This window comes from Pseudomonas sp. NUPR-001 (genome assembly GCF_052147955.1).
Classification (GTDB): Bacteria; Pseudomonadota; Gammaproteobacteria; order Pseudomonadales; family Pseudomonadaceae; genus Aquipseudomonas.
Map to the genome: position 1 here is coordinate 5,964,218 of NZ_CP197353.1, position 20,630 is coordinate 5,984,847.

General features: G+C 60.0%; 20 protein-coding genes. 6 read left to right on the plus strand and 14 right to left on the minus strand.

The features are described 5' to 3' along the window. Window positions 1–165: 165 nt before the first annotated feature. From ACP6KB_RS27460 to ACP6KB_RS27490, 7 genes are all read right to left on the minus strand, one after another. Window positions 166–1,062 carry a response regulator gene (locus ACP6KB_RS27460; protein ID WP_442110916.1) on the minus strand — a complete coding sequence of 299 codons (897 nt, stop codon included), beginning with the start codon at window positions 1,060–1,062 and terminating at the stop codon, window positions 166–168. A 162-nt stretch (window positions 1,063–1,224) separates the two neighbouring features. Next, a complete protein-coding gene (phoU, locus tag ACP6KB_RS27465) occupies window positions 1,225–1,983 on the minus strand; it encodes a phosphate signaling complex protein PhoU (protein WP_442110917.1) in 759 nt (252 codons plus the stop codon). A gap of 120 nt (window positions 1,984–2,103) precedes the next feature. Next, the gene (pstB, locus tag ACP6KB_RS27470) at window positions 2,104–2,937 is read right to left on the minus strand and encodes a phosphate ABC transporter ATP-binding protein PstB (RefSeq protein ID WP_442110918.1); all 834 of its coding nucleotides are present in this window, start codon (window positions 2,935–2,937) and stop codon (window positions 2,104–2,106) included. A 96-nt stretch (window positions 2,938–3,033) separates the two neighbouring features. Then, the gene (pstA, locus tag ACP6KB_RS27475; protein ID WP_442110919.1) at window positions 3,034–4,704 is read right to left on the minus strand and encodes a phosphate ABC transporter permease PstA; all 1,671 of its coding nucleotides are present in this window, start codon (window positions 4,702–4,704) and stop codon (window positions 3,034–3,036) included. 17 nt (window positions 4,705–4,721) lie between these two features. Then, complete coding sequence (locus ACP6KB_RS27480) at window positions 4,722–7,010, minus strand: ABC transporter permease subunit (protein WP_442110920.1); 2,289 nt, start codon at window positions 7,008–7,010, stop codon at window positions 4,722–4,724. A 138-nt stretch (window positions 7,011–7,148) separates the two neighbouring features. Next, window positions 7,149–8,147: a phosphate ABC transporter substrate-binding protein PstS gene (locus ACP6KB_RS27485; RefSeq protein ID WP_442110921.1), complete on the minus strand. Its 999-nt coding sequence runs from the start codon at window positions 8,145–8,147 to the stop codon at window positions 7,149–7,151. 161 nt (window positions 8,148–8,308) lie between these two features. Further along, entirely contained in the window at window positions 8,309–9,598 is a 1,290-nt protein-coding gene (locus ACP6KB_RS27490) for an MFS transporter (protein ID WP_442110923.1), read from the minus strand. 373 nt (window positions 9,599–9,971) lie between these two features. Between ACP6KB_RS27490 and ACP6KB_RS27495 the strand changes: the two genes are divergently transcribed. Beyond that, complete coding sequence (locus ACP6KB_RS27495; RefSeq protein ID WP_009402429.1) at window positions 9,972–10,373, plus strand: acyl-CoA thioesterase; 402 nt, start codon at window positions 9,972–9,974, stop codon at window positions 10,371–10,373. Between the two features lie 72 nt (window positions 10,374–10,445). Next, window positions 10,446–11,342 carry a D-hexose-6-phosphate mutarotase gene (locus ACP6KB_RS27500; RefSeq protein WP_442110925.1) on the plus strand — a complete coding sequence of 299 codons (897 nt, stop codon included), beginning with the start codon at window positions 10,446–10,448 and terminating at the stop codon, window positions 11,340–11,342. 61 nt (window positions 11,343–11,403) lie between these two features. Here the strand turns inward: ACP6KB_RS27500 and ACP6KB_RS27505 are convergent, their stop codons facing one another. From ACP6KB_RS27505 to purE, 6 genes are all read right to left on the minus strand, one after another. Next, window positions 11,404–11,670: a DUF3077 domain-containing protein gene (locus ACP6KB_RS27505; protein WP_442110927.1), complete on the minus strand. Its 267-nt coding sequence runs from the start codon at window positions 11,668–11,670 to the stop codon at window positions 11,404–11,406. After that, window positions 11,667–11,927: a hypothetical protein gene (locus tag ACP6KB_RS27510; RefSeq protein WP_442110929.1), complete on the minus strand. Its 261-nt coding sequence runs from the start codon at window positions 11,925–11,927 to the stop codon at window positions 11,667–11,669. The genes ACP6KB_RS27505 and ACP6KB_RS27510 overlap by 4 nt, the downstream gene beginning before the upstream one ends. 385 nt (window positions 11,928–12,312) lie before the next feature. Next, window positions 12,313–12,846 (minus strand): DUF3299 domain-containing protein, encoded by a 534-nt coding sequence (locus tag ACP6KB_RS27515; RefSeq protein WP_442110930.1) that lies wholly within the window; start codon window positions 12,844–12,846, stop codon window positions 12,313–12,315. Window positions 12,847–12,890: 44 nt separating this feature from the next. After that, the gene (locus tag ACP6KB_RS27520; RefSeq protein WP_442110931.1) at window positions 12,891–13,136 is read right to left on the minus strand and encodes a GlsB/YeaQ/YmgE family stress response membrane protein; all 246 of its coding nucleotides are present in this window, start codon (window positions 13,134–13,136) and stop codon (window positions 12,891–12,893) included. A 93-nt stretch (window positions 13,137–13,229) separates the two neighbouring features. After that, on the minus strand, window positions 13,230–14,312 hold the full coding sequence (locus tag ACP6KB_RS27525) for a 5-(carboxyamino)imidazole ribonucleotide synthase (RefSeq protein ID WP_442110933.1): 1,083 nt from the start codon (window positions 14,310–14,312) through the stop codon (window positions 13,230–13,232). Between the two features lie 10 nt (window positions 14,313–14,322). Further along, a complete protein-coding gene (purE, locus tag ACP6KB_RS27530) occupies window positions 14,323–14,814 on the minus strand; it encodes a 5-(carboxyamino)imidazole ribonucleotide mutase (protein ID WP_028942499.1) in 492 nt (163 codons plus the stop codon). 330 nt (window positions 14,815–15,144) lie between these two features. Here purE and ACP6KB_RS27535 point away from each other — a divergent pair, with 330 nt between their 5' ends. Beyond that, the gene (locus ACP6KB_RS27535) at window positions 15,145–15,756 is read left to right on the plus strand and encodes a hypothetical protein (protein WP_442110935.1); all 612 of its coding nucleotides are present in this window, start codon (window positions 15,145–15,147) and stop codon (window positions 15,754–15,756) included. 16 nt (window positions 15,757–15,772) lie between these two features. Here the strand turns inward: ACP6KB_RS27535 and ACP6KB_RS27540 are convergent, their stop codons facing one another. Next, on the minus strand, window positions 15,773–16,681 hold the full coding sequence (locus tag ACP6KB_RS27540) for a LysR substrate-binding domain-containing protein (RefSeq protein WP_442110937.1): 909 nt from the start codon (window positions 16,679–16,681) through the stop codon (window positions 15,773–15,775). Between the two features lie 178 nt (window positions 16,682–16,859). On the opposite strand from ACP6KB_RS27540, the gene aspA reads away from it, so the two are divergent. The 3 genes from aspA to ACP6KB_RS27555 all read left to right on the plus strand — a co-directional run bounded on the left by aspA (window position 16,860) and on the right by ACP6KB_RS27555 (window position 20,554). Beyond that, on the plus strand, window positions 16,860–18,284 hold the full coding sequence (gene aspA, locus ACP6KB_RS27545) for an aspartate ammonia-lyase (protein WP_442110939.1): 1,425 nt from the start codon (window positions 16,860–16,862) through the stop codon (window positions 18,282–18,284). Between the two features lie 227 nt (window positions 18,285–18,511). After that, window positions 18,512–19,504 carry an asparaginase gene (locus ACP6KB_RS27550; protein ID WP_442110941.1) on the plus strand — a complete coding sequence of 331 codons (993 nt, stop codon included), beginning with the start codon at window positions 18,512–18,514 and terminating at the stop codon, window positions 19,502–19,504. 57 nt (window positions 19,505–19,561) lie between these two features. Beyond that, window positions 19,562–20,554: an AraC family transcriptional regulator gene (locus ACP6KB_RS27555; RefSeq protein ID WP_442110943.1), complete on the plus strand. Its 993-nt coding sequence runs from the start codon at window positions 19,562–19,564 to the stop codon at window positions 20,552–20,554. Window positions 20,555–20,630: the final 76 nt, after the last annotated feature.

Here is a 20,630-nt window from a genome sequence, read left to right on the forward strand (position 1 = left end):
GAATCGCTGAAGTGTTGCAGAGGTGTACCAATGGACGAACGGTGGCAAACCCACCCCCGCCTGTGGGAGCGGGCTTGCCCCGCGACTGTGGCTCGTCTGCCACACCGCATCGCGGGGCAAGCCCGCTCCCACAGGCGGGGCAAGACAGTTCCACACAGAGCTGTATCAGGCTCCAGGCACAAAATGCTTCTGTGCCGTACCACGGGCAATCAGGCGCGACAGGTAATCCAGCTTCTGCGCATCCTGATCGACAAACTTGAAGGTCAACTGCAGCCAGTCGCTGTCCGGCTTGGGCTCCAGCGCGGCAATCGCATGCAGATAGCCATTAAGCCGGGCCACTTCAGCGTTCTCGCCCTGCTCCAAGTCGAGTACAGCGCCTTCGAGTACCTGAGGCAGGGTTTCGCCACGGCGCACCACCAGCAGCGCCTCCTTGAGGCTCAAGGCCTTGATCACGCAAGGCTGCACACCACTGGGCAAACGCAGTTGCCCCTGGCCACGCCCGGCAGGCGCGGCAGTGGCTGGCTTGGCGGCGTTGACCAACGGTTTGGCGGCAGCAACCGGCGCTGCTGGCGCCGCAGGCTTGACCACTTCGGCGCGCCCAGCGGTCAGCGCATTGAGCGAGTCGTTGGCAAACGCCGAGGTGGCCCGCGTCGGTGCGCTGGCCATGACTGCATCGAGCTTGCCGACCTTGGTCAGGGCTTTCTTCACTTTGGTCAGCAGTTGCTCGTTGGTGAACGGTTTACCAACAAAGTCGGAGACACCGGCCTGAATCGCCTGGACCACGTTCTCCTTGTCACCCCGGCTGGTCACCATGATGAACGGCAGGGTCTTCATCGACTCTTGCTGACGGCACCAGGTCAGCAGTTCCAGCCCGGACATTTCCGGCATTTCCCAGTCGCACAGAACCAGGTCGAATGCTTCGCGCGACAGCAAGGTCTGGGCCTTGCGGCCGTTCACTGCGTCTTCAATGACCATGCCGGGAAAATAGTTGCGCAGGCACTTCTTTACCAGGTCACGAATGAACGGCGCATCATCCACAACCAATACACTGACTTTACTCATCGCCACTCCTATTGAATCCCGACTAGCATAACGCTGACTGATGGCCATTTGCCAAACACTGGCTCATGCCGGGACTCGTTGCTTCGTTCACGGCTGCCTTGAGGTGCTCGACCGCAAACGAAAACGCCCGGCCTAAGCCGGGCGTTCATTCTCGGGGCAGTCTTACTTATCGTCAGAATTGCCTGGAACATTAGCCTTTTCGCCGCTGCCCTGAACCTCTTCCTTCATCCGTGCCAGGCCCAGGTGACGCACGTCAGTGCCGCGCACCAGGTAGATCACCAGCTCCGAGATGTTGCGTGCATGGTCGCCAATACGCTCCAGCGAACGCAGGGCCCAGATCACGCTCAGCACTCGCGAAATCGAGCGCGGATCTTCCATCATGTAGGTGACCAACTCGCGCAGTGCGGTTTTGTACTCACGGTCGATGGTTTTGTCGTATTGAGCAACCGACAGCGCCAGGTCTGCATCGAAGCGGGCGAACGCATCCAGGGCGTCACGGACCATGTTGCGCACCTGATCGCCGATATGCCGGACTTCAACATAACCACGCGGCGACTCACCCTCTTCACACAGCTGGATCGCCCGGCGGGCAATCTTGGTCGATTCGTCACCGATACGCTCCAGGTCGATCACCGACTTGGAAATGCTGATGATCAGACGCAGGTCGGAAGCCGCTGGCTGACGGCGAGCGAGAATGCGTACGCACTCCTCGTCGATGTTGCGCTCCATCTGATTGATTTGCTCATCGACTTCACGCACCTGCTGAGCCAGGCCCGAATCGGCCTCGATCAGCGCGGTAACCGCGTCATTGACCTGCTTCTCGACCAGGCCGCCCATCGCCAGGAGGTGGCTGCGGACCTCCTCAAGTTCGGCGTTGAACTGCTGGGAGATGTGATGGGTAAGGCTGTCTTTATCAATCATGCTTTCGCTCCGCTAAGCTGCAAGCTTCAAGCTGCATGCTTCAAGTCGTTCGTGTCGTTCCCAGGCACCGCTATCCTTCTTGCCGCTTGTAACGTGCAGCTTGAAGCTGTCGCCCTGCGACTAGCCATAGCGACCGGTGATGTAGTCTTCGGTCTGCTTCTTCGCCGGGTTGGTGAACAGCGTGTCGGTGTCACCGAATTCGATCAGCTTGCCCATGTACATGAAGGCGGTGTAGTCGGAAACCCGCGCGGCCTGTTGCATGTTGTGGGTAACGATGACGATGGTGTACTTGGACTTCAGCTCGTAGATCAGCTCTTCGACTTTCAGCGTCGAGATCGGGTCGAGTGCCGAGCACGGTTCGTCGAGCAGCAGTACTTCAGGCTCTACAGCAATGGTCCGGGCAATCACCAGACGCTGTTGCTGACCACCGGACAAGCCCAGTGCCGACTCGTGCAAACGGTCTTTGACCTCATCCCACAGGGCCGCACCCTTGAGGGCCCATTCCACGGCTTCATCCAGCATGCGTTTCTTGTTGATGCCCTGGATACGCAGACCGTACACCACGTTTTCGTAGATGGTCTTGGGGAACGGGTTCGGCTTCTGGAACACCATGCCCACCCGGCGGCGCAGCTCGGCCACGTCTTCGCCCTTGCGGTAGATGTTGTTGCCGTACAGGTTGATTGCGCCTTCAACACGGCAACCATCAACCAGGTCGTTCATGCGGTTGAAGGTACGCAGCAAGGTCGACTTACCGCAGCCGGACGGGCCGATGAAGGCGGTCACGCGCTGTTTCGGGATGTTCATGCTGACGTCGAACAGCGCTTGTTTCTCACCGTAGTACAGGCTCAGGCCTGGTACTTCGATGGCGACGGTTTCTTCAGCCAACTGCAGGCTTTGCTTGGTGCGACCCAGGGCCGACATATCAATACCGTGAGAATGAGTTTCGTGTTGCATAATTTCACTCCTTTTGTGGCTGCAACTTCAAGCTGCTAGCCGCAAGTCTGAGCAAAAGCGGCGGGTAGCTTGCCGCTTTTGGCTAATAGCTTTCAATCAGCTGTCCAGCGCCTTGTACTTCTCGCGCAGGTGGTTACGAATCCATACCGCCGAGAGGTTGAGGGTCGCGATCACCAGTACCAGCAGCAACGCGGTGGCGTACACCAGCGGTCGTGCGGCTTCGACGTTCGGGCTCTGGAAGCCGACGTCATAGATGTGGAAGCCCAGGTGCATGATCTTCTGGTCCAGGTGCAGGTACGGGTAGTTGCCGTCCACCGGCAGCGATGGCGCCAGCTTCACTACACCCACCAGCATCAGCGGTGCCACTTCACCGGCGGCACGCGCAACGGCGAGGATCATGCCGGTCATCATTGCCGGGCTGGCCATTGGCAGAACGATCTTCCACAGGGTCTCGGCCTTGGTTGCACCAAGCGCCAGCGAGCCTTCACGCACGGTACGTGGAATCCGCGCCAGGCCTTCTTCAGTGGCCACGATCACCACCGGTACCGCCAGCAGCGCCAGGGTCAGCGAAGCCCAGAGCAGGCCTGGGGTACCCAGGGTTGGTGCTGGCAGTGCCTCCGGGAAGAACAGACGGTCGAGCGAACCACCCAGCACGTAGACGAAGAAGCCCAGACCGAACACGCCGTACACAATCGCGGGTACACCGGCCAGGTTGTTCACCGCAATACGGATCAGGCGGGTCACCGGACCTTGGCGTGCGTATTCACGCAGGTACACCGCCGCCAGTACACCGAACGGGGTGACGATCACGGCCATGATCAGGGTCATCATCACGGTGCCGAAAATCGCCGGGAAAATCCCGCCTTCGGTGTTGGCTTCACGCGGGTCGTCGCTGAGGAATTCCCAAACCTTGGCGAAGTACACACCCATCTTGGTGAAGAAGCCCATGCCGTTAGGCTGGTAGGCGTGCACCACTTTGCTCAGGTTGATTTCAACTTCACGACCATTGCCATCCTTTGCTACCAGGCTGTCGCGAGCGAAGTCCTGGTGCAGGCCGCTCAGGCGCTCTTCAATGGCCTTGTAGCGATTGTTCAGCTCGGCACGTTCGGCTTCGATGTCAGCCTGGGCAGCCGCATCGAGCTTGCCATCAAGCTCCAGCTTGCGGGTTTGCAGACGCAGGCGCTCAAGACCGTAGTTGATCGCGCCGATGTCTTTCTTTTCCAGATGCTGCAAGTCACCGGCCAGCTTGTCGGCACGCTTGAGACGCGCCTGCAGCTCAGCCCAGGCGGCCTGACCTTCGGCCACGACCTTGCCGTTTTCCTTGACGCTGACCAGATAGCCGTAGAAGTTGCCCCACTCGCGGCGCTCCAGCGCAATCAGCTCAGCTGGCGTCTGGATGTCGGTCAGCCAGTCACCCACCACCCAGGTGAAGTCGCTGCCGTTGAGGTCGCGGTTACCGACCTTGATCAGCTCACGGGTCATGAACTCCGGGCCGTTATCAGGTACCGGCAAGCCGGCACCTTTCAGACGCGCCAGCGGCACTTCTTCCTTTTGCACCACTTCGCCAATCACAACGTGATCGGCCTGGCCCGGCACCTTATAGGTGGCCTGGATCAAATCAGCCGGCCAGAAGTGGCCAAGGCCGCGTACAGCGATGACCGAGAGCAGACCAATGGTCATGATCACCGCGATGGCGACGGCGCCACCGCTGATCCAGACGCCAGGGGCGCCGCTCTTGAACCAGCTTTTGAGGGAATCCTTTTTCACGGATCTCTACCTTTCTATCAAAGCGACGAGTATTTCTTGCGCAGACGCTGGCGAATCAGCTCGGCCAAGGTGTTCATCACGAAGGTGAACATCAGCAGCACCAGCGCGGCGAGGAACAGCACGCGGTAATGGCTGCCGCCAACTTCCGATTCCGGCATTTCCACCGCAACGTTCGCGGCCAGGGTACGCATACCTTCGAACAGGTTCAGTTCCATGACCGGGGTGTTACCGGTTGCCATCAAGACGATCATGGTTTCACCCACCGCACGGCCCATACCGATCATCAGCGCCGAGAAAATGCCCGGGCTGGCGGTCAGGATGACCACGCGGGTCAGGGTCTGCCATGGCGTTGCACCCAGGGCCAGGGAGCCCAGGGTCAGGCTGCGCGGCACGCTGAACACGGCGTCTTCGGCAATCGAGTAGATGTTCGGGATAACGGCGAAGCCCATGGCAATACCCACTACCAGGGCGTTGCGCTGGTCGTAGGTGATACCCAGGTCATTGGTGATCCACAGCCGCATGTCGCCACCGAAGAACCAGGTCTCCAGCAGTGGGCTCATGTACAGGGCAAACCAGCCGGTCAGCAGGATCACCGGGATCAGAATCGCCGACTCCCAACCATCCGGCACCCGCAGGCGAATCGACTCAGGCAGACGGCTCCAGGTGAAGCCGGCCACCAGGATGCCGATTGGCATCAGCAGGAACAGGCTGAATACACCCGGCAGGTGCCCTTCCAGGTACGGCGCCAGGAACAGACCGGCGAAGAAGCCGAGAATGACCGTTGGCATCGCCTCCATCAGTTCGATCACCGGCTTGACCTTGCGGCGCATGCCAGGGGCCATGAAGTAGGCGGTGTAGATCGCTGCAGCAATGGCCAGCGGAGCCGCCAGAATCATCGCGTAGAACGCCGCTTTCAGGGTGCCGAAAGTCAGCGGCGACAGGCTCAGCTTGGGTTCGAAGTCGGTGTTCGAGGCGGTGGACTGCCAAACGTATTTCGGCTCGTCATAGTTCTCGTACCAGACCTTGCTCCACAACGCGCTCCAGGACACTTCCGGGTGCGGGTTCTTCAGCGTCAGCGGCAGCAGCTTGCCACCTTCTTCAACGATGATGCGGTTGGCCCGCGGCGACAGCGCCAGAACGCCTGCGCCTTCGGCTACTGGCTCGACCAGCAGGGTACGGTGTGCGGTGCTGTGGAACACGCCAAGCTCGCCAGCGGCATCCAGGGCAACGAAACCTTTACGACGCTCTTCGGCATCGATCTGAACGATCGGCGAGGTGCCCATCTGGAAGTCGCGGATACGCTTGAAGCGCTGTTCGCCATCCGGGTCACGGGCCATGAACCACTGGGCCAGGCCACCTTTGGAATCACCGATGATCAGCGAGATGCCACCCACCAGCTGCGTGCTGGCAGTGACTTCGGCATTGCCGTCTTCGAGCAGCTTGTAACGGCCGTTGAGGTTCTTTTCACGCAGGCTGAAGACATCCGCCTGAGCGCGACCGTTGATCACATACAACCACTGCTGACGCGGGTCGATGAAGATCGCTTTAACCGGCTCGGTCATCTGCGGCAGGTCGATACGGTTCTGCTCGGTGGTGACCTCGCCGGTCATCATGTTTTCTTCGCGGCTCAGCGACATCACCTGCAGGTGCGCACCGGTAGAGCCAGCAACCACCAGGGTTTCGCCGTTCACATTAAGGCTGACGTGCTCCAGGGCACGGCCCTGGTCATCGAGCACGAAAGGCTCCTGGCCATAAGGGAAGTCGATGGCCGGGGTGATGGTTTTCTTGTTGTCCGGGTAGGTGATCTTGTAGCTGTGGCTGAACGCCAGCGCCTGACCATTGGACAAGCCCAGCACCACCAGCGGGTTACCCGGCTGATCAGCACCGATGGACGTCACCTGGGTACCGGCGGGTACCGGCAACTCGACGCGCTTGAGTTCGGCACCGGTCTTGGTGTCGAAGAACAGCGCCTGGCCTTTGTCGGAAACCCGCATGCCCACAAGGTTCTGTTCTTCCAGGGCAATCATCAGCGGTTTGCCGGCGTCCTGGCTCAACCAAGTCGGCTCCAGGGCTTTCTTGCTGGTCAAGGTAGCGCCCTGGAACAGCGGCACGACCACGTAGGCCAGGTAGAAGAAAATCAAGGTGATCGCTGCCAGCACGGCAAGCCCGCCTACCAGTACGTACCAGCGGGTCAGGCGATCTTTGAGTGCACGCACGCGACGCTTGCGTTGCAGTTCGGGCGTATTGAAATCAATCCGCACGGGGGGAGAATTTTGGGTCATGGTGGAGTTGGCCAGATCATTCATGCGCACACCCTAGCGGTCCCGTATGACAAAAACATTACAGTGCAGTGACGCAACAAAGCCCGCCGCTCAGTAACCCTGGCGGCGGACTCGCAATTTTCAGCAGGACCTGGTCAATTCCAGACCCTGCCTAGTTCACTCTCAGTTCTTAGCTACGCCTTTGGCGTGGTCCAGGCCCAGGTCTGCCAGGGCTTTTGCAGCGACTTTGGCAGGCAGTGGGATGTAACCGTCCTTGACCACAACTTGCTGGCCGGCTTGCGACAGCACCAGCTTCACGAACTCAGCTTCCAGCGGAGCCAGCGGCTTGTTCGGCGCCTTGTTGACGTAGACGTAGAGGAAACGCGACAGCGGGTAGGTGCCGTTCAGCGCGTTGGATTCGTTGTCTTCAACGAAAGCGCCGCCTTCTTTCTTGGCCAGAGGCACGGTCTTGACGGAGGCGGTCTTGTAACCGATACCCGAGTAGCCGATACCGTTCAGCGAGCTGCTGATCGACTGCACAACCGAAGCCGAGCCTGGTTGTTCGTTGACGTTCGGCTTGAAGTCGCCTTTGCACAGGCCTTCTTCTTTGAAATAGCCGTAGGTGCCCGACACCGAGTTACGGCCGAACAGTTGCACCGGCTTGTTGGCCAGGTCGCCGGTCACGCCCAGGTCACCCCAGGTTTTCACGTCGGCTTTGGCACCGCACAGGCGGGTCGAGGAGAAGATCGCATCGACCTGAGCCATGGTCAGGCCTTTGATCGGGTTGTCCTTGTGTACGAATACGGCCAGGGCATCGACGGCAACCGGGATTGCGGTTGGCTTGTAGCCGTACTTCTGTTCGAACGCCTGCAGCTCGACGTCCTTCATTTTGCGGCTCATCGGGCCGAGGTTGGCGGTGCCTTCAGTCAGCGCGGGTGGCGCAGTGGAAGAACCAGCAGCCTGAATCTGGATGTTTACGTTCGGGTATTCCTTCTTGTAGGCCTCAGCCCACAGAGTCATCAGGTTCGCCAAGGTATCGGAACCGACGCTGGAGAGGTTGCCCGACACACCGGTGGTTTTGGTGTAGGTCGGGATAGCAGGGTCAACAGCGGCAACCGCGTTGGCGGTAGCAACGCCAGCGGCGACGAAAGTCAGGGCCGCCATCAAACGCTTCAGTTTCATGCCTTACTCCTAGCAGGAATTGGGGTGAGCTGGATCTGGCCCAAGTATCTGCAGGCCGCATGAACACTTTATGAATCGAATATGACAATTAGATGAAAGGCCATCATCGGAAACCGAGGATGGCCTTTTCAAAATGTTGCGAGGGTTGAGCTAGAGCGGTCTTAGCGTTTGTTGGCCAGCAAATAAACGCCAACCAGCAGACCAATGGTGGAGATACCCGCCACATAGTAGGCCGGCGCCATTGGGCTGAACTTGAGCAATGCGGTCACCACCATCGGCGTCAGACCGCCGAAGATCGCATAAGCCATGTTGTAGGAAAACGACAGGCCGCTAAAACGCACCACCGGCGGGAACGCCTTGACCATGACATAGGGCACGGCGCCCACGATGCCGACACACAGCCCGGTCAGGGCGTACAGCGGAACCATCCACTCAGGGTGGGTAGGCAGGCTGTGATAAAACGTCCAGGACGACGCCAGCAACGCCAGGCTACCGACGATGAACACCCGACCAGCGCCCAGGCGGTCAGCCAGTGTGCCGGTGGCAATGCAGCCGAAGCTGAGCAGGACGATGGCCAGGCTGTTGGCCTTGAGCGAGTCGGTCGGGCTGATCTGATAGAGGCTCTGCAACAGGGCTGGGGTCATCAGGATCACCACGACGATACCGGCCGACAACAGCCAGGTCAGCAGCATCGACAGGACAATGGCGCCACGGTGATCACGCAATACCGCGCGCAGTGGCACTTCTTCGGCCAGCGCCTTGCGTGCCTGCATTTCGGCAAACACCGGTGTTTCGTGCAGCCAGCGACGCAGGTACACCGCGAACAGGCCAAACACGCCGCCAAGCAGGAACGGCAGACGCCAGGCGTAGTCAGCCACTTCTTCAGGGGTGTAGATGCTGTTGATCAGGGTTGCCACCAGCGAGCCAAGCAGAATCCCGGAGGTCAGCCCCGCCGTCAGGGTGCCGCAGGCATAACCAGTGTTGCGTGCCGGCACATGCTCAGACACGAATACCCAGGCGCCTGGCACTTCACCGCCAATCGCCGCGCCCTGAATCACCCGCATCAGCAGCAACAGAATCGGTGCCCACATGCCGATCTGTGCGTAGGTAGGCAGCAAGCCCATGATCAGCGTCGGTACCGCCATCATGAAGATGCTCAGGGTGAACATCTTTTTGCGCCCCAGCAGATCGCCAAAGTGCGCCATGACAATGCCGCCCAAAGGCCTCGCCAGGTAACCCGCGGCGAAAATACCAAACGTTTGCATCAAACGGAGCCATTCAGGCATGTCGGCGGGAAAGAACAGCTTGCCGACCACGGTGGCGAAGAACACAAAAATAATGAAATCGTAGAACTCCAGCGCACCGCCCAGGGCGGAAAGCGACAGAGTTTTATAGTCACTGCGGGTGAGCGGCCTCGAAGGCTGCGCAATACTGCCTGGCACGGAGGTCATAAGTATCTCTTATTGGATTTTCATTATGGATACCGCAGGCCGCCTGCGACAGGGCTTTCGGCCTGAGAAGCCCCGAACGATATCAAATTGCCGGAAAAAGCACATCGCAGTACATATTCAATACAAGTATTCATGACTGCATGGTCGTCGCTGCGCTTTCAGCTCTATATACTGGCCGCCTGTAGGATGAGGTTGGACCTTGCGAAGGATGTTGTGCGAAAACGTCGCTAAGCAGGCTTAGTCGATTTCGCAGAGTTTCCCTTCGCCGCCTGGCAAAGCGAAAGCAGCGTAAAATAGTTGTGCTGAATCGTTTTTCGAGGCGTCTGTCATAGCGCCAACCAACGAAGCGTCATGGGTCAGAGGCACCCCCGGCATGATTGAACTCGAACAAGAAGATCCTATCCCGCAGGGCGACCTGGCCTTGCAGATCACCGCATTACCGCGTGAAACCAATGGTTTCGGCGACATCTTCGGCGGCTGGCTGGTCGCCCAGATGGACTTGGCCGGTACCGCCATGGCCAGCCGTGTCGCCGGTGGCCGAGTCGCGACCGTAGCGATTGATCGCATGGCCTTCCTGGTACCTGTCGCCGTTGGCGCACAGTTGTCCTTCTATACCCAAACCCTGGAAATTGGCCGCAGCTCGATCCAGATGATGGTTGAAGTATGGAGCGACGACCCGCTGTCCAGCGAGTGGCGCAAGGTGACTGAAGCCGTATTCGTGTTCGTTGCCATCGACGGCAGTGGCCGTACCCGCTCGGTTCCTCCTCGTCGCTGACCTGGCTGCGCGGTAAACTCAAGGGTATGCAAGCGGTCCAAAACCGTACGGCAAACCAATGAGAGCATGCGCATGTCCACACCCAAGGTCGAATCCGAAAAGCACGGTGAGCTTAACTGCTGGCGCATCACCAGCGACACTGCCGAACTGCTGGTAGCCCAGCAGGGCGCGCAGGTCCTGAGTTATCAGCGCCTCGGCGAGCCACCGGTGCTGTGGCTGAGTGAGCAGGCCATCTTCAAACAGGGCAAATCTGTGCGTGCCGGTGTTCCGGTGTGCTGGCCCTGGTTTGGCAACCTCAAGCGCAACCCTGAAACTGTCCAGGCCCTGTATCACGGCGAAGAAGCGCCAGCCCACGGCTTGGTACGGGGTCGTGACTGGGAATTGCTGGGCATCGCCAACGAAGGCAGCGCGGTACGCGTGGACTTTAGCTTGCCGCACACTCAGGGTGGCCTGCCCGGCTGGCCACACAATGTCGAGCTCACCCTGAGCATCGTCATGGCTGAACAACTGCGAATCACCCTCACCAGTTACAACCTCGACAACGTGCCGGTCACCCTCAGCCAGGCGCTGCACAGCTACTTTGCCGTCAGTGATGTGCGTGAAGTACAGGTCGAAGGCGTGGAGGGTCTGGGCTATATCGAAACCCTGGCCAACTGGGAACAGCGCACACAAGCAGGCGCGCTGGGCTTTGCCGGAGAGACTGACCGCATTTACCTGCAGGTGCCGGAGCAGTTGAGCATTGTTGATCCGAACTGGAACCGACGCACTCGTGTAACCAGCACCGGCTCGCGCTCGGCTGTCATCTGGAACCCCTGGATCGAGCGCGCTGCTGAACTGCCAGACATGGCTGATGATGGCTGGCAGCGCATGCTGTGCATTGAAACGGCGAATGTCTGGGACGATGTGGTGACGCTGGCGCCAGGTGCGAGTCATACGTTGAGCTTGAGTATCGGTAGCGAACCGCTCTAGAACGCAGATCGCGGGGCAAGCCCGCTCCCACAGGAGCAGGCTTGGCCAAAAGGCAGCTACCTCAGCCTCGCTTCATACCCATCTGCACAACATCAATGATCGCCTTGGCGAAGCCGCTGAGGTAATACGCGGCCCAGACTGTGCAGTCGTCTTCATCCATGACCCCGGCCATGATCAGCTTGTGCACACAGCCGAGTATCGTTGATGCCTGTTCCAGCGCGTAGTCACAGGGAACACCCGGTGCAATGCAAAACAGCTCCAAGGGCGGATGCCGGCTGTTGATAAACGTTGCGATTCCGACTGTCTCGGGAGGTGAATCCTTGTTCATACCGAGCCTCCTTGCACTTTGATCAGCGCATGCTCGACCAATGCCCTGGCCATCTCGGCCGAATGCAGCACATTCACCAGCATGCCCTGGCCCGGTTCGTTGGCATGGGCTCGGCAGTATTCTTCAGTGGTTTCGCGGATGCCGTGCAGTAGCTCGCTGGCGAAGGCCAGGGAGTCTGGAGGGATCAGATCGCTGTGGATGGAAAAGTATGGGGTGGTGATAAGAGAAGGCGGTGGATCGGGGACAATTTTCTTCATGACGTAACTCCTATATCTATCAGGAGCTACCCCCATATCCCTCTCACAGGATAAGGGTGGCAGCCGTACGCGGGGTGAGAGACCGGTAGACATAGGAAACCCGGCCAGACCGAAGCCTGCCCGCGCACAGCCGCCATAACTAGCTGCAACTACATCCACAAAGGCTCTCACACCCAGCGAGAAAGCTAGCCCTGTAGTGCCTTACTCACAACAGCGAAAAGGCGACAGCGTTCGTAGGATAGATCTGAACAGCATCCAAGTGAATTTTTTTGCCAACACCTCAGCGGTGGGAGCGGGCTTGCCCCGCGATAGCGATCTGTCAGCCACATCGCTTCGCGGGGCAAGCCCGCTCCCACAGGCGGGGCAAGATGGTTGCCCCCACCGGTCAAAGGTCTGCGTCTTCCACTACCCGCACGTTGCCTGCATCCATGGCATAGGCAGCATCAGCCAGGTCGTTACTGACTTTCTCGATCTGCAGGGTGCCGTCGACCCACAGCGGTGTGTAGATATCGTCCAGCTTCAGGCCTTTGGGGTAACGCACCAGTACCAATTGGTTCGGCGGCGGTGGCGGAACGTGGATGCAGGCACCAGGGTACGGCACCAGGAAGAACAGGGTGCTGTTGCCTTTGGCGTCGGTTTCCAACGGCACCGGATAGCCACCCAGGCGGATGTGTTTGCCGTTCATCGCCGCCACGGTTTTGTTCGAGTACATCACCGCAGGCAAACCCTTGCTCTGCTTCAGGCCGCCCTTTTCGGTGAAGGTGCCCGTGGCTTCCGGCGAGTTGTGGTCGATCTCGGGCATCAGCTCAAGGGCTTTCTGGTCCGACTTGGGCATCAGCTCCAACCAGTCGGTTTCCGGCAGCTCGGCATGGGCAAGGCTGCTGATCAGCAGCAGTGAAAACAGAAATACACGGCGCATGAAAATGCTCGGCAACAAAAATTGCCGAGCATTTTAGCCTGCCGTCAGTTCTTTTTGACTATGCCGTATATCACCAGAAGAACCACAGCGCCCACCAGCGCGCCGAGGAAACCTGCACCTTCTCCGGCCTGGTAGATACCCAGCGCCTGGCCGCCGTAGGTCGCCGCAAGCGAACCGGCAATGCCGAGGAGAATGGTCATGATCCAGCCCATGCTGTCGTCGCCGGGCTTGATGAAGCGTGCCAGCAGACCAACGATCAGGCCGATGAAGATGGTTCCGATGATACCCATGGCAATCCCTCTGAATGGAATGACGCATGCCAAAGCCTAGTCAGCGCTTTGGCATCCCGCCATCAGAGGGATTGTGGAAGAGGAAGGTTCCCCTCAGCCCTGGATCAAGGCCTCTACCTGCTGGATTTTCTGCTCCAGGGTAGCAATATCGGCACAACGCAGGGTGGCGTGGCCAACCTTGCGCCCGACCTTGAAGGCTTTGCCGTAGTGATGCAGGTGGCATTCGTCGATGGCAACCACCTTGTCTACCGCCGGCACTTCACCGATGAAGTTGAGCATGGCGCTCTCACCGACTTTGGCCGTCGAGCCCAGCGGCAAGCCAGCAACGGCACGCAGGTGGTTTTCGAACTGGCTGCACTCGGCGCCTTCGATGGTCCAGTGCCCGGAGTTGTGCACACGCGGGGCAATTTCGTTGGCTTTCAGGCCACCGTCGACTTCGAAGAATTCGAAGGCCAGCACGCCGACATAGTCGAGTTGCTTGAGCACGCGCCCGGCGTAATCTTCGGCCAGCGACTGCAGCAGGTGGTCTTCACTGGCCACCGACAAGCGCAGGATGCCGCTCTCGTGGGTGTTATGCACCAGCGGGTAGAAACGGGTTTCACCGTCGCGAGCACGCACAGCGATCAGCGAGACTTCACCGGTGAACGGCACGAAGCCTTCCAGCAGGCACGGCACACTGCCCAGTTCGGCGAAAGTACCCACTACATCTTCGGCCGTTCGCAGCACTTTCTGGCCTTTTCCGTCATAACCCAAGGTACGGGTCTTGAGTACGGCTGGCAGACCAATGCTGACCACTGCGGCGTCCAGGTCGGCTTGCGACTGGATATCGGCGAACGACGGCGTTGGGATGCCCAGGTCCTTGAACATGCTCTTTTCGAACCAGCGGTCGCGGGCGATACGCAGGGATTCGGCGCTCGGGTAGACCGGTACGAACTGCGAGAGGAAGGCGACGGTTTCAGCCGGAACGCTTTCGAACTCGAAGGTGACCAGATCAACTTCGTCAGCCAACTGGCGCAGATGGTCCTGGTCGCCGTAATCGGCACGCAGGTGCTCGCCCAATGGCGCGGCACACGCGTCTGGCGCTGGGTCGAGGAAAGCGAAGTTCATGCCCAGCGGAGTTCCTGCCAGGGCCAACATGCGACCGAGCTGGCCGCCACCGATTACACCGATTTTCATGCTTGTGACCTCAGGCCTGGCGCGGATCTGGATTGTCCAGAACGTTGTCTGTCTGCTCTGCGCGGAACTGCTTCAACACGCTGTGGAACTGCGGGTGCTTGGCGCCGAGGATGCTCGCCGAGAGCAGCGCGGCGTTGATTGCGCCGGCTTTGCCGATTGCCAAGGTGGCCACCGGAATGCCTGCTGGCATTTGCACGATCGACAGCAGCGAGTCGACGCCGGAGAGCATCGAGGACTGCACCGGCACACCCAGCACCGGCAGGTGAGTCTTGGCGGCGCACATGCCAGGCAGGTGGGCAGCACCACCGGCACCGGCGATGATCACCTCGATGCCTCGGCCTTCGGCCTCTTCGGCATACTGGAACAGCAGGTCCGGGGTGCGGTGGGCGGAGACCACTTTAACCTCGTAGGGAATGCCGAGTTTTTCCAGCATATCGGCGGTGTGGCTAAGGGTGGACCAATCGGACTTGGAGCCCATGATCACGCCAACCAGTGCACTCATCGTCGAGCCTCTTCTCTTGGGCGCCCGCAGGCGCGTCAAAAAACAACAAGCCACGCGGGACGACCGGCGTGGCTTGTTATACGAATTAGGGTCGGGCGAACCGACCGAAGGCCGCGCAGTATATCGCAAAGCCGCGACGTTGATGCACTCCGTCGACCAACTGTCGGCCTTATTTTTCGGGGCCCGGACTGACTTTGGGGTCAAATAGCGACCCCCCTCGCATGGACTATCGCCCTACCACTGCAGTCAGCCTTTCCCGCTGCCTGCACCGCCTCAGTCGCCTTAGCGTAGGTACCTCCTAACGTCACAACGTCCAAGGAGGACACCACAATGACCCCTTTCAAACCCTTTGTAGCGCTGTTCGCCCTGCTGTGCGCGGTGCACTTACCCTCAGCCATGGCGGCCAAATCGCTGGTAGTTGAAGTTTTTGCCCACGACGAATTGGCTGACATCAGCAACGAAAGTCTTGAAAAAGACTACTTTTCGCACTGGATAAAGGAAATGCGCGAGATCAGCGCCCACCCGGTTGAGATCGTGTTCCGCCGCGGCATCGCAGGGGTGACGGACATCGATTACCGCAACAAGCCACCTCAACAAACCCTGGAAACGTTCGGCGACAATGCCAGCCAACAGGCAAAGACCGATGGCAAGTTGATACTCATCACCAAAGATATCTTCGACAGCAACACCGCCGGGCTGGCAAGCGTGTTCTTCGGCTCCGGCACTTACGCCATGGCCTCCATGTCAGCCTACGGTAACGCCGCCCATGAACTGGGGCATCTGCTGTCGGCAGTGCATGAGGATTCGGAAATCCGCTTCAATGGTTGGGCCTGCGAAACCTACATGCAACCAGGCCGCAACCAGCTTCGCTCGAACTGCTATCGCTACAGCGATGCAAACCGTGAACGTATCGCGCAAAACCTTCAGCGTACGCTCGAGTAACGCCAGCTCGTAACTGTCATTCGCCTGTGCTGGCTGCCGTCTCCAGCTTGCGCCACAGCAAGCGCACGTTGGCCTTGCGTACCAGGGCGCAGCGATACAGGCGAATTTCCAGGGGCACATGCCACTGGCTGCTGCCACAGATCACCAGCTCACCACGCTCAAGTTCTGCGCGTGCCGAAAGCCTCGGCACCCAGGCGACACCCAGCCCTTCCAGGGCCATGCTCTTGAGACTGTCGGCCATGGCGGTCTCATAGACCGTGGTGAAACGCAGGTTGCGCTGACGCAGCAGCAGATTGACCGAACGCCCGAGGAACGCCCCGGCGCTGTAGGCCAGCAACGGCACACTGCCCTCACCCTCCAGGTCGAACAGTGGCTTGCCATTGGCGTCAGCGGCGCACACCGGCAGCATCTCGGTGGTGCCCATGTGCAGTGACGGGAAGATTTCGGCATCCATCTGCAGGGCGGCATCGGGGTCGTAGAACGCCAGCATCAAGTCGCAGCCGCCTTCACGCAACGCATGCACCGCGTCGCCAACGTTGGTGGCCACCAGCCGGGTGGCGATGTTCAGCCCATCGTTGCGCAGTTGGGCAATCCAGCGCGGGAAGAATCCCAATGCCAGGGAGTGCGCCGCTGCCACCTGAATCACTTCGCCCTGCCCACCTTCCAGGTGGTGCAGGTGTCGCAGCACTTCGCCCAACTGATCGACCACGGTCCGTGCCGTGACCAGAAACAACTGGCCGGCTGCGGTCAGTTCGATGGGGGTGCGCGAGCGGTTGACCAAGGTCAGCCCCAGCGCAGCCTCAAGGCTGCGAATGCGGCGGCTGAAGGCCGGCTGGGTCACGAAGCGGCGCTCAGCGGCCTGGGAAAAGCTGCGGGTCGCCGCCAGGGCACTGAAGTCTTCCAGCCATTTGCTTTCGAGGTTCATTTGTCTCTCCAGGCATGCACCAAAATGGCACACGCTCGAATGTCGGTTGGCGTCACATCAACCATTATGCCGTTTGTGCATAGGTTAGCGTGCAACAGCATTGGCCGCAAAACCGGCGCAGGCCTAGGATTGGCGCCATTCCGGCATGTGCCGGGCCAAACTCGAGATGATATTTATCATGTCCGCTGCTGCATCGTTCCGCGTTGAAAAAGACCTGCTTGGCACCCTTGAAGTCCCAGCTGATGCCTACTACGGCATCCAGACCCTGCGCGCTGCCAACAACTTCCACCTCTCCGGTGTTCCGCTGTCGCACTACCCGAAGCTGGTCGTGGCCCTGGCCATGGTCAAGCAAGCAGCTGCCGACGCCAACCGTGAGCTGGGTCACCTGAGCGATGCCAAGCACGCCGCCATCAGCGAGGCTTGCGCCCGTCTGATCCGCGGTGACTTCCACGAGCAGTTCGTGGTCGACATGATTCAAGGCGGTGCTGGTACTTCTACCAACATGAACGCCAACGAAGTTATCGCCAACATCGCGCTGGAGGCCATGGGCCACCAGAAAGGCGAATACAAATACCTGCACCCGAACAACGACGTGAACATGGCGCAGTCGACCAACGACGCCTACCCGACCGCGATCCGTCTGGGTCTGCTGCTGGGTCACGACGCCCTGCTGGCTAGCCTCGACAGCCTGATCCAGGCCTTCGCTGCCAAAGGTAAAGAGTTCGACCACGTCCTGAAGATGGGCCGTACCCAGCTGCAAGACGCCGTACCGATGACCCTCGGTCAAGAATTCCGCGCCTTCGCCACCACCATGACCGAAGACCTGCAGCGCCTGCGCTCGCTGGCACCGGAACTGCTGACCGAAATCAACCTCGGTGGTACCGCGATCGGCACCGGCATCAACGCCGACCCTGGCTACCAGGCCCTGGCCGTACAACGCCTGGCAACCATCAGCGGTCAACCGCTGGTACCGGCTGCCGACCTGATCGAAGCAACCTCCGACATGGGCGCCTTCGTCCTGTTCTCCGGCATGCTCAAGCGTACTGCGGTCAAGCTGTCGAAGATCTGTAACGACCTGCGCCTGCTATCCAGCGGCCCGCGTACCGGCATCAACGAGATCAACCTGCCAGCACGTCAGCCAGGCAGCTCGATCATGCCAGGCAAGGTCAACCCGGTTATCCCGGAAGCGGTCAACCAAGTGGCCTTCGCCATCATGGGCAACGACCTGGCCCTGACCGTCGCCGCCGAAGGTGGCCAGCTGCAGTTGAACGTTATGGAGCCGCTGATCGCCTACAAGATCTTCGACTCGATCCGCCTGCTGCAACGCGCCATGGACATGCTGCGCGAGCACTGCATCGTCGGCATCACCGCCAACGAACAGCGCTGCCGTGAACTGGTCGAACACTCGATCGGCCTGGTTACTGCGCTGAACCCGTACATCGGCTACGAAAACGCCACCCGTATCGCCGCCATCGCCCTGGAAAGTGGCCGTGGTGTGCTGGAACTGGTCCGCGAGGAAGGCCTGCTGGACGAAGAGATGCTCAACGACATCCTGCGTCCGGAAAACATGATTGCTCCGCGTCTGGTTCCGCTGAAAGCGTAACGGATGCTGTAACACCGCTCACCAGGTCGAGGGACTAGACACCTCTCACCTTTTGAGGGCCCAGGGTTGATACCCCGGGCCCTTTTTTTATGCCTGTGAAAACCCGTAGGAGTGGGCTTGCCCCGCGATCACGGTCTATCAGTCACATCGCATCGCGGGGCAAGCCCGCGCCTACCCGGTGGCGTATAGTGGGCAGCTAACTATAAGCCGACCACGGAGACCGCCCGATGCCAACCGCACATACCGCCCGCACCATCATGGTGCTGTACACCGGTGGCACCATCGGCATGCAGGCGAGTGCTCATGGCCTGGCGCCGGCTTCCGGCTTCGAGCAGCGGATGCGCGAGCAACTTGATGGGGTTGCCGATATCCCGTCGTGGCGGTTTCGCGAAATGCAGCCATTGATCGACAGCGCCAACATGACACCTCAATACTGGCAGCGCTTGCGTGAGGCGGTCATCGAAGCGGTCGACGAGCAAGGCTGCGATGGCGTGCTGATTCTGCACGGCACCGATACCCTCGCCTACAGCGCGGCCGCCATGAGCTTTCAGTTGCTTGGCCTGCAAGCACCGGTACTGTTTACCGGCTCGATGCTGCCCGCCGGAGTCGCCGACAGCGATGCCTGGGAGAACCTGGTCGGAGCCCTGCAGGCACTCAAGCGCGGAATCGCCCCAGGGGTGCAGCTGTACTTTCATGGGGAACTGCTCGCCCCGCATCGCACCGCCAAGGTGCGCAGCTTCGGCCGCCACCCTTTCGTCCCCCTCAAACGCGCCGGTGGTGCACCCAGCGTGCAAGCATTAGCGCCCGAGCTGGACTATCGCCACCCCAAACAAACCGCCAAGGTTGCAGTCTTGCCGCTGGTTCCGGGATTCGACGCGCGCCTGTTGCAAGCAGTGCTCGCCAGCGGTGTGCAGGGTTTGGTTCTGGAGTGTTTCGGCAGCGGTACTGGCCCGGCCGACGACACCGAATTCCTCGATGCGCTGGCTCAGGCGCAGGCCAAAGGCGTGGTGGTGGTTGCGATCACCCAGTGCCATGAAGGCGGGGTTGAGCTGGATGTGTATGAAGCGGGCAGCCGACTGCGCCAGGCCGGGGTTTTGTCTGGCGGTGGAATGACCCGTGAGGCGGCATTCGGCAAATTGCAGTTGCTACTCGGCGCCGGTTTACCGCTGCCCGAAGTACGCCAGCTGATTGAACAAGACCTCTGCGGGGAACTGCGCTGACCCGGCAAGGCACGCATATTGCTGGCTTGCAGGTAGCCCTTCAGCAGGAAGCCCACCATGCTCCACTCGCACCTCACGACCCTCAACGCCGTGTCGCTGATTCTACAAGCCTTCAAAAATGACGGCGTAGAGGCAGCAGCGCTGCTCGACGGTAGCGGTATAAGCCCCGAGGACATGGGCCGCGCCGACCTGCGCATTACCACGCGCCAGGAGTTGTTGGTCTGCGCCAACGCGGTAGCGCGGCGTCGTGAAGTGGGCCTGGAGCTGGGTCGGCGCATGCATGTTTCCTGCTACGGCATGCTCGGTTACGCCCTGCTCTCCAGTGCCACCTTAGGTGACGCTTTGCGCCTGGCCATGCAGTACCCGGCGCTACTGGGAACACTTTTTCAACTGCGCCTGATCGACGACGGCGAGCGCATCTGGTTCAGCGCCAGCAACTATCGCGAAGTCCCGCAGTTGGCCGCGTTCAATGCCGAGTTCTGCCTGACCTCCTTGAAAGTCATTTGCGACGACTTGCTCGGGCAGTCATTGCCGCTGCTGGCGACACGCTTTGTCCATGCCGCACCAGACTATCAAGCGCTGTATGCCGACACCTTCAATTGCCCGTTGCAATTCGAAGCCAACGACAACGCTTTTGCTTTCGAGCGCCACTGGCTAGACAAACCCTTACCGTTGGCCGACCAGATCACCCACCGGGCCATGAGCGAACGTTGCCGTCGACAGAACCTTGAGTTCACCGGGCGTCAGGCCTGGCTGGGGCGCATCCGCCAGTTACTGCTCGAGCAACTGGACGCCGCACCCGGCCTGGAAGGCCTGGCCAAACAGATGAACTGCTCTTCACGTACGTTGCGCCGCCATTTGCAGGAGCTGGGCAGCAGCTATCAGCAATTGCTCGATGAGCTGCGCTTTGAGCGGGCCAAACAATTGCTGGCTGAAGACCAGCTGCCGATCTATCAAATTGCCGAAGCCTTGGGCTTTAGCGAAACCGCCAGCTTTCGCCATGCGTTTTTACGCTGGAGCGGTGTGGCGCCCAGTCATTTCCGCGCATAAATAGCGCGCCGCGCATCCACCCAGGGCGATATCCGGACCAGCAATCTGGCCATATCGATCCCCTTTTGGCCGTTTC

Excerpts from the sequence above, each read along its gene's own strand:
- ACP6KB_RS27460 (WP_442110916.1), bottom strand. The coding sequence starts at position 1,062 with ATGAGTAAAGTCAGTGTATTGGTTGTGGATGATGCGCCGTTCATTCGT.
- phoU (WP_442110917.1), bottom strand. The coding sequence starts at position 1,983 with ATGATTGATAAAGACAGCCTTACCCATCACATCTCCCAGCAGTTCAAC.
- pstB (WP_442110918.1), bottom strand. The coding sequence starts at position 2,937 with ATGCAACACGAAACTCATTCTCACGGTATTGATATGTCGGCCCTGGGT.
- ACP6KB_RS27480 (WP_442110920.1), bottom strand. The coding sequence starts at position 7,010 with ATGAATGATCTGGCCAACTCCACCATGACCCAAAATTCTCCCCCCGTG.
- ACP6KB_RS27485 (WP_442110921.1), bottom strand. The coding sequence starts at position 8,147 with ATGAAACTGAAGCGTTTGATGGCGGCCCTGACTTTCGTCGCCGCTGGC.
- ACP6KB_RS27490 (WP_442110923.1), bottom strand. The coding sequence starts at position 9,598 with ATGACCTCCGTGCCAGGCAGTATTGCGCAGCCTTCGAGGCCGCTCACC.
- ACP6KB_RS27495 (WP_009402429.1), top strand. The coding sequence starts at position 9,972 with ATGATTGAACTCGAACAAGAAGATCCTATCCCGCAGGGCGACCTGGCC.
- ACP6KB_RS27500 (WP_442110925.1), top strand. The coding sequence starts at position 10,446 with ATGTCCACACCCAAGGTCGAATCCGAAAAGCACGGTGAGCTTAACTGC.
- ACP6KB_RS27505 (WP_442110927.1), bottom strand. The coding sequence starts at position 11,670 with ATGAACAAGGATTCACCTCCCGAGACAGTCGGAATCGCAACGTTTATC.
- ACP6KB_RS27510 (WP_442110929.1), bottom strand. The coding sequence starts at position 11,927 with ATGAAGAAAATTGTCCCCGATCCACCGCCTTCTCTTATCACCACCCCA.
- ACP6KB_RS27515 (WP_442110930.1), bottom strand. The coding sequence starts at position 12,846 with ATGCGCCGTGTATTTCTGTTTTCACTGCTGCTGATCAGCAGCCTTGCC.
- ACP6KB_RS27520 (WP_442110931.1), bottom strand. The coding sequence starts at position 13,136 with ATGGGTATCATCGGAACCATCTTCATCGGCCTGATCGTTGGTCTGCTG.
- ACP6KB_RS27525 (WP_442110933.1), bottom strand. The coding sequence starts at position 14,312 with ATGAAAATCGGTGTAATCGGTGGCGGCCAGCTCGGTCGCATGTTGGCC.
- purE (WP_028942499.1), bottom strand. The coding sequence starts at position 14,814 with ATGAGTGCACTGGTTGGCGTGATCATGGGCTCCAAGTCCGATTGGTCC.
- ACP6KB_RS27535 (WP_442110935.1), top strand. The coding sequence starts at position 15,145 with ATGACCCCTTTCAAACCCTTTGTAGCGCTGTTCGCCCTGCTGTGCGCG.
- ACP6KB_RS27540 (WP_442110937.1), bottom strand. The coding sequence starts at position 16,681 with ATGAACCTCGAAAGCAAATGGCTGGAAGACTTCAGTGCCCTGGCGGCG.
- aspA (WP_442110939.1), top strand. The coding sequence starts at position 16,860 with ATGTCCGCTGCTGCATCGTTCCGCGTTGAAAAAGACCTGCTTGGCACC.
- ACP6KB_RS27550 (WP_442110941.1), top strand. The coding sequence starts at position 18,512 with ATGCCAACCGCACATACCGCCCGCACCATCATGGTGCTGTACACCGGT.
- ACP6KB_RS27555 (WP_442110943.1), top strand. The coding sequence starts at position 19,562 with ATGCTCCACTCGCACCTCACGACCCTCAACGCCGTGTCGCTGATTCTA.